Raw genomic sequence first — 6,761 nt, forward strand, 5'->3', positions numbered from 1 at the left:
CTGCGTTACCAGGAGCTGTGATGTCGACCTCCAGTCCGGGCGGCATTGGCCTGTCCGGCTGGGGCAACTATCCCAAGGCGTCGTCCGAACTGCTGGCGCCGCAGACGCCCGCAGGCGCGCGGGACCACCTGCTTGCGCGGTCCGGCGTTGTGGCGCGCGGGGCCGGGCGGGCCTACGGCGATGCCGCGATCGGAACGCAATCGACAATTTCGTCGCGCGGCCTGAACCGGATGCGGAGCTTAGATGCCGCAACCGCCCGATTGACGGTCGAAGCCGGCGTCACCATCGCCGACATCCTTGCCGTTTTCGAGCCGCGCGGCTTCTTCCTCAAGGTCGTGCCCGGCACGAAATTCGTGACGATCGGCGGCGCGATCGCGGCCGACGTTCACGGCAAGAACCATCATCGCGATGGCGGCTTCGGCACCATCGTCGATTCGTTCCGCCTCGCGCTACCTGGCGGCGAGATCGTCACCTGCTCGCGATCGGAAAACGCCGCGTTGTTCGCGGCGACGCTGGGAGGCATGGGCCTGACGGGCATGATCCTCGACGCGACGCTGCGGCTGCTGCCGATCGAGACCGCCTGGCTGCGTCAGGACACCCGCGTCGCCGGCAATCTCGACGCGGCGATCGATCAGCTGGAAAGCAGCACATCGAGCACCTATTCGGTGGCCTGGATCGACTGCCTTGCGCGCGGTGCGGCGCTCGGACGGTCGCTGGTCTATCTGGCCGAGCACGCCACGCGCCGCGACAAGGATATGCTGGGGCCCGCCCTCGAGACGTTTCCCAGGCTTCGCACGTCGCGGCTCGCGGTCCCGGAACCGTTTCCGGGATGGTTGCTCAATCGCGCATCGATGCGGGTGTTCAACGAGCTGTACTTCCGCCGCGGCGCCGCACATCCGGGCAAGCCGCGGCTGGTCCATTGGGACCCGTATTTCTTTCCGCTCGATGCGATCGCCGACTGGAACAGGATCTACGGCCGGCGCGGCTTCGTGCAATACCAATGCGTGATCCCGCTCGACCGCGCGCGCCGCGTTCTCGCCGAAATTCTCGATCGTGTGTCACGGCGCGGCGACGCGTCGTTTCTCGCGGTGCTCAAGCAGCTTGGCGAAGGCAGCGGGCCGATGTCGTTTCCGCTCCGCGGCTACACGTTGACGATGGACTTTCCGGTCAGCGACGCGCTGTTCGGGTTTCTAGACCAGCTCGACGCGCTGGTGGTCGATGCCGGCGGCCGGCTCTATCTCGCCAAGGACGCGCGGCAGTCCCGCGCGACATTCGAATCCGGATATCCCGGCCTTGCGGCCTTGCGGGACATCCGCCAGCAGACCGGGGCAAACAGCCGCCTCGTGTCCCATCTTTCAGCACGGCTTGGAATTTGATGACCGGCACAAAATCAATTCTGGTGATTGGCGGCAGCTCGGACATCGGGCACGCGACCGCGCTGCGCTATGCGAGCGAGGGATGGCGCGTGATGCTCGCCGCCCGCGATATCGAGGCGGCACGGCGCAATGCGGACGACATCAAGACGCGAAGCGGTATCGAAACCTCGGTTGTCGCGCTCGACGTGCTGCAGACCGGGCAGCTTGCCGGCTTCGTCGCCGGCCTTTCCACGCTTCCCGACACCGTCATATGCGTTGTCGGAGAGCTCGGCGATCAACCGCGTGCCCAGACCGATCCCGAGCTTGCGACGAGGATCATGCGCACCAATTTCGAGGCGCCCGCGCTGCTGCTCGAACTGTTCGCGCAAGCCTTCGCGACGCGCGGCTCGGGAACCATCGTCGGCGTGAGCTCGGTCGCCGGCGATCGCGGGCGGGCCTCGAACTATTACTACGGCGCGGCCAAGGCCGGCTTCTCGCAGTTCCTGTCCGGCCTGCGCAATCGCCTGGCGCTTGCGGGCAAAGTCCGTGTCGTCACCGCCAAGCCGGGATTCGTGCGGACCAGGATGACGGCGCATATGAAGCTGCCGGCTCCCCTGACGGTGCAGCCGGATCGGGTCGCGGAGGATATCTTCCGGGCCGATGTGACGAGGCCGCGTGACGTGATCTATGTGGCCCGCCGCTTCCGGCTGGTGATGGCGATCATCTGCGCGCTGCCGGAGACGATCTTCAAACGGATGCGCATCTGATGCCTGGCGTCGCCGCCAACCACGCGTCGTTCCCGCGATCCAGCGCGATCCGGCAGAGCGTCCCGCTTGTGACGGCATCGCTGTGGTTCGTGCTGTTCGCGGCGACCCTGACCCTCAGCGTCACGCTCTGCGACGGCCGGCTGATCTTCACCCTCGACGATCCCTACATCCACCTCGCCGTTGCCGATCACATTCGGTCCGGCGGCTACGGCGTCAATGCGTCCGAGGTCTCGTCGCCGAGCTCGTCGATCATCTGGCCCTATCTGCTGGCCGTGACCGAGAGCATCAAGCCGGGCCCTGTGATGGCAACCCAAGCTAGATTGAATAGGTTAAGCAGTCGAAAAATTGCAGGGAGGGGGCGGTTGGTCGCCTGACAGCCGCGGAGATGCATGAAATCGGACGGTGGAGGCTGGAACCGGACGGTATCTCGGTGTCCGGATGCGACTTTCGCTGGACGCTCCGTCGGCGGCAGTGATAACGGCTGACAAGAACCATCTCACGACGGACCGCATGCCGAAACCGCCGCCTCCTTCCAATCGCGGGCCCAGCCCATCTCCGGTCCTGCAACGCGCCGTGGTCGCATTGCAGATGGGACAGGTCGTCGAAGCCGAGCGGCTGGCGGCAGAGGTCTTGAAGGCAAACCGGACCGATGTCGGCGCGGCCTCGATCCTGGCGCGGGCGCTGATGATCCAGAACCGCAACGAGGAGGCGATCGCGCCGCTCGAACGAGCCGTGCGCCGCGTCGAGGATCCCGGCCTCGAGACCCTGCTCGGCGCAGCGCTCGGCGGCGCCGGTCGCGGCAGCGAGGCGATCGATGTGCTGCGGCGAACCACCGCGCGGCGGCCGCCGTACCTGCCCGCATTTCAGGCGTTGGCAGGGCAATTGCACTCGGCCGGTCGCATCGACGAGGCGGTTGCCGTCATTGAGAGCGCGCTTGCTCTCGCGCCGGGGAGCCTCGAGTTTCAGCTCCTGCTCGCGCAGCTGCTGCCCCAGCGCAATGAGCGCGGCCGGGCGCGCGCGATTCTGGAGAAGCTGCGCAATGCGGCGCCGGGACATCCCGATGTTCTGGCCGCGCTCGCGCGTGTGCTGCTGCTCGATGGCGAATATGCTGCCGCAGCGGATCTCTACCGCCAGGTGATGGCGCAGCGGCCCGACGATCCCTTGATGCGTCTCAGCTTCTCCGCCAGTCTTTTGGAAATGGGCGACCGCGCCGCCGGCGAGGCCAATCTGCGTCTGGCGTTGCGCGGCCGGCCGCAAATGATCGGTCGCACGACCGCCGCGCTGATCATGTCATCGCACGGCCGCTTCTTCTTCCGTCGCAGCGCCTTTGCGCAATTCCTGAGCTAGCGTTTTCGAGCGAAGCAGACACCGGTTCGCGCCAGGAAAGCGCGTCAAACTAGAATCCAGAGCTTCGGTTCTGATACAATGAGAACAGAAGCTAGGCGGTCCAGCCGCTGGTGCACCGTCGTCCCGGCGAAGGCCGGGACCCATAACCACAAATGCTGCTTGTTCCGCGACGTTGGAACGACGAGTCCCGCTCACAACACCCGCTGCGGCGTATGGGTCCCGGCTTTCGCCGGGACGACAGCCGGGATAAGCCACGGCCTCTGCGTTCAAGCACAAGCGTCTCTGGATACTCGATCATCTGCATGCGCGGGTGATGACACCGAACTGGCTCAGGATCGCGCCACAAACTCAGTGTCGTCCCTGCGAAAGCAGGGACCCATAACCACCAATGGTCATTGTTGAGCGATGCCGGAACGACGGGTCCCGCTCACAACACCCGCCGCGGCGTATGGGTCCCTGCTTTCGCAGGGACGACAAGTGGGGGGAATCTTCTCCCCACCAACGCCCGTCATCGCCCGCAACGCGGTTTCGCGCGCCCGCTCTACGTCCGGAATTGGCGCCGATAGAGTCCGGACTCCCGGGCCATCCTGTTGGTCAGTTCCTGGGCGCGCGATGTTTCATCCGGCGTCATCGCCGCGGTCTGCGCGACCCAGTTCTCGCGCTTCACCGGGAAGCATTGCGCAACCGGCGTGCCCTTGGGCAGCACGCCGTTGAAACTGGTGTCGTGCCAGCGTGCCGGGAAATGAACCCAGCTGTCGTGAAACAGATCGCAATCGACCATGCCGGTCAGCGTGGTGAACGGCAGGTCGAACCGGTTGACCGGATGCGTGAAGAACAGCGAGTAGCCGGGCGGCGCCTCGATGGTCCACAGATTGATGAACTTGATGACGAAGCGGTCGGGCTCGAACAGCGGCGAGCCGACCACCTGGCTTTCGTCGTGGAATCCGACCGGCGAGCGCGGGAATTCGAGCGCGCCGCCGGCCGGAAGGTCGTTGTCCCAGGTGATCGCGCCATTCTCGACCTTGAGATCGCAGACCAGCGGCAACAGGAAACCCGATGTCATCGCATCGACGAATGGCGGGCAGCGCTTGACGGTATCCTCTTCGCGATTGCTCATCGTATTGAAGGCCTGCGTCGGCATCGCCTTGAGCCATCCGGGAAGACCCAACGATGCAGGCACCGGCGGCGGAATCTTGCCCTCGAGCTCCGCCGGGCAGCGGAATTTGATGGTGATCGCTTCGTTGTTGTTGGACACGGCTTTGGCCCTTGGTTCGTTCAGTGTCGGCGGCGCCCTTGCGCCAGTCGATGCTCGTCTAGCACGCGACGACGGGGCGGAGAAAGCAGCCGCATCGCTCGCCAAGCGAGCCACGATATCGAGCTATAAGTTGTTGTTATCATGACGGATAAGGCAAAGCCCTTAATCTCCCGCTTCGGCGCGCCCCAATGCCGCTTTTCCGCGTCTTGCCGCTCACCGGTGTGCAAGACTCTGCCGATAGGCATTGGCTTTCGACGCCCGCCCGGCGCATCATCGCCGGCGTCGCTGACGACAAGATCTGCGAGAGGTAACGGAGGTACCGATGGCCGAATCGAAGGTTGAGACCGCCAACACTGCAGCTGCCGCGTCCGCCTCCGGCGAGAGCGGCGGCCCCAGCGAGCTCGCGGTCGCGACCGTCCGCACCGTGCCGATCGAGCAGGCGCAGTCCCGCACCGAGCACGATCTGCTCGGCGACGACGACGTGCCGGCCAATGCGCTGTGGGGCATTCACACCAAGCGCGCGGTGATGAACTTTCCGATCACCGGCGTGCCGGTCGGGCACTTCCCGGAATTCGTCCGTGCGCTGGCGCTGGTGAAGCAGGCCGCCGCGCGCGCCAACAAGCGGCTCGGCTATCTCGCACCCGAGAAGGCGGATGCGATCGAGGCGGCCTGCACCCAGATTGCGACCGAAAAGGTCTATGCCGAATCCTTCGTCGTCGACGCGATCCAGGGCGGCGCCGGCACCTCGACCAACATGAACGCCAATGAGGTGATCGCCAACGTCGCGCTGCGGCTGATGGGGCGCAAGCCCGGCGATTATCACGCGCTGCATCCGAACGACGACGTCAACATGGCGCAGTCGACCAACGACGCCTATCCGACCGCGCTGCGGCTCGCGGTGATCTTCGCCACCCAGCCGCTGGTGCGTGCGCTGGACGATCTCGCCTACTCCCTCAAGGGCAAGGCGGTGGAGTTCGCCGACGTGTTGAAGATGGGGCGGACCCAGCTTCAGGATGCGGTGCCGATGACGCTCGGCCAGGAATTCGATGCCTTCCACGTGACCGTGAAGGAGGACGTCGCGCGCCTGAACGAGATTTCCGCGCTGTTCCGCGAGGTCAATCTCGGCGCCACCGCGATCGGTACCGGTATCAATGCCGATCCGCGCTATGCGGCGCTCGCGGTCGAGGAGCTGTCGCGGCTGTCCGGCCAGCCGATGGTGCTGGCCTCCAACCTGATCGAGGCGACGTCCGATCTCGGCGCCTTCGTGCTGTTCTCCGGCGTGCTCAAGCGCGTCGCGGTCAAGCTGTCCAAGATCTGCAACGACCTGCGGCTGCTGTCGTCGGGGCCGCGCACCGGCATCGGCGAAATCCGTCTGCCCGCCGTGCAGGCCGGCTCGTCGATCATGCCGGGTAAGGTCAATCCCGTCATTCCCGAGGTGGTCAATCAGGTGGCCTTCCTGGTGATCGGGCACGACCTCACGGTGACGATGTGCGCCGAGGGTGGCCAGTTGCAGCTCAACGCGTTCGAGCCGACCATCGGCTATTGCGTCTTGAGCTCGCTGCGCATGCTGACGGCGGCGGTCGATACACTGACCAAGCGTTGCGTCGACGGCATTGAGGCCGATCGCGAGCGCTGCCGCAGCCTGGTGCAGGGCTCGATCGGCCTGATCACGGCGCTGGCGCCGTCGCTCGGCTACGAGGCTTCATCGCGCGTGGCGCGCCGTGCGCTCAAGGAGAACCGCTCGGTCGCTGACATCGTGCTGGAGGAAAAGCTGCTGACCGAAGCGGAGCTCAACCAGTTGCTTGAACTCGAAGCAATGACCCGCCCGGCGCGCCGGCAGCCGGTGCCGAAGAGTTGAGGGCGAGGCGCAGCAATTGCGCTCCCTCCCCCGCAAGCGCAGGGCTATCGCATTTCGTGGCGGTGTCCTCGTGGCCATCCTTCGAGACGCCCGCCTTCGGCGGGCTCCTCAGAGTCTGACTCAAAATAAGTCTTTGAAAACCAAGGGACGCGGTGCCGGGCTCTTAGGAGGTAATAGAT

At 65.4% G+C, this 6,761-nt stretch carries 6 protein-coding genes; 5 read left to right on the forward strand and 1 reads right to left on the reverse strand.

Annotation, left to right across the window (positions count from 1 at the left end; all coding sequences use genetic code 11):
• Positions 1-20 precede the first annotated feature (20 nt).
• From IF803_RS35945 to IF803_RS35960, 4 genes are all read left to right on the forward strand, one after another.
• Positions 21-1,376: an FAD-binding oxidoreductase gene (locus IF803_RS35945; RefSeq protein WP_461195488.1), complete on the forward strand. Its 1,356-nt coding sequence runs from the start codon at positions 21-23 to the stop codon at positions 1,374-1,376.
• Positions 1,376-2,122 carry an SDR family oxidoreductase gene (locus IF803_RS35950; protein WP_461195489.1) on the forward strand — a complete coding sequence of 249 codons (747 nt, stop codon included), beginning with the start codon at positions 1,376-1,378 and terminating at the stop codon, positions 2,120-2,122. The genes IF803_RS35945 and IF803_RS35950 overlap by 1 nt, the downstream gene beginning before the upstream one ends.
• Positions 2,122-2,496: a hypothetical protein gene (locus IF803_RS35955; RefSeq protein WP_461195490.1), complete on the forward strand. Its 375-nt coding sequence runs from the start codon at positions 2,122-2,124 to the stop codon at positions 2,494-2,496. Before IF803_RS35950 ends, IF803_RS35955 begins: the two co-directional genes overlap by 1 nt.
• 136 nt (positions 2,497-2,632) lie before the next feature.
• Positions 2,633-3,469 carry a tetratricopeptide repeat protein gene (locus tag IF803_RS35960; protein ID WP_461195491.1) on the forward strand — a complete coding sequence of 279 codons (837 nt, stop codon included), beginning with the start codon at positions 2,633-2,635 and terminating at the stop codon, positions 3,467-3,469.
• Positions 3,470-4,010: 541 nt separating this feature from the next.
• On the opposite strand, the gene IF803_RS35965 is transcribed toward IF803_RS35960, so the two are convergent.
• On the reverse strand, positions 4,011-4,724 hold the full coding sequence (locus IF803_RS35965) for a hypothetical protein (RefSeq protein ID WP_028341840.1): 714 nt from the start codon (positions 4,722-4,724) through the stop codon (positions 4,011-4,013).
• 322 nt (positions 4,725-5,046) lie between these two features.
• Here IF803_RS35965 and IF803_RS35970 point away from each other — a divergent pair, with 322 nt between their 5' ends.
• A complete protein-coding gene (locus IF803_RS35970; protein WP_461195492.1) occupies positions 5,047-6,582 on the forward strand; it encodes an aspartate ammonia-lyase in 1,536 nt (511 codons plus the stop codon).
• The last annotated feature ends 179 nt before the right edge of the window (positions 6,583-6,761 follow it).

It is taken from the genome of Bradyrhizobium sp. UFLA06-06, from assembly GCF_054820065.1.

Coding starts and splice junctions, on each gene's coding strand:
- IF803_RS35945 (WP_461195488.1), top strand. CDS start 21: ATGTCGACCTCCAGTCCGGGCGGCATTGGCCTGTCCGGCTGGGGCAAC.
- IF803_RS35970 (WP_461195492.1), top strand. CDS start 5,047: ATGGCCGAATCGAAGGTTGAGACCGCCAACACTGCAGCTGCCGCGTCC.
- IF803_RS35955 (WP_461195490.1), top strand. CDS start 2,122: ATGCCTGGCGTCGCCGCCAACCACGCGTCGTTCCCGCGATCCAGCGCG.
- IF803_RS35950 (WP_461195489.1), top strand. CDS start 1,376: ATGACCGGCACAAAATCAATTCTGGTGATTGGCGGCAGCTCGGACATC.
- IF803_RS35960 (WP_461195491.1), top strand. CDS start 2,633: ATGCCGAAACCGCCGCCTCCTTCCAATCGCGGGCCCAGCCCATCTCCG.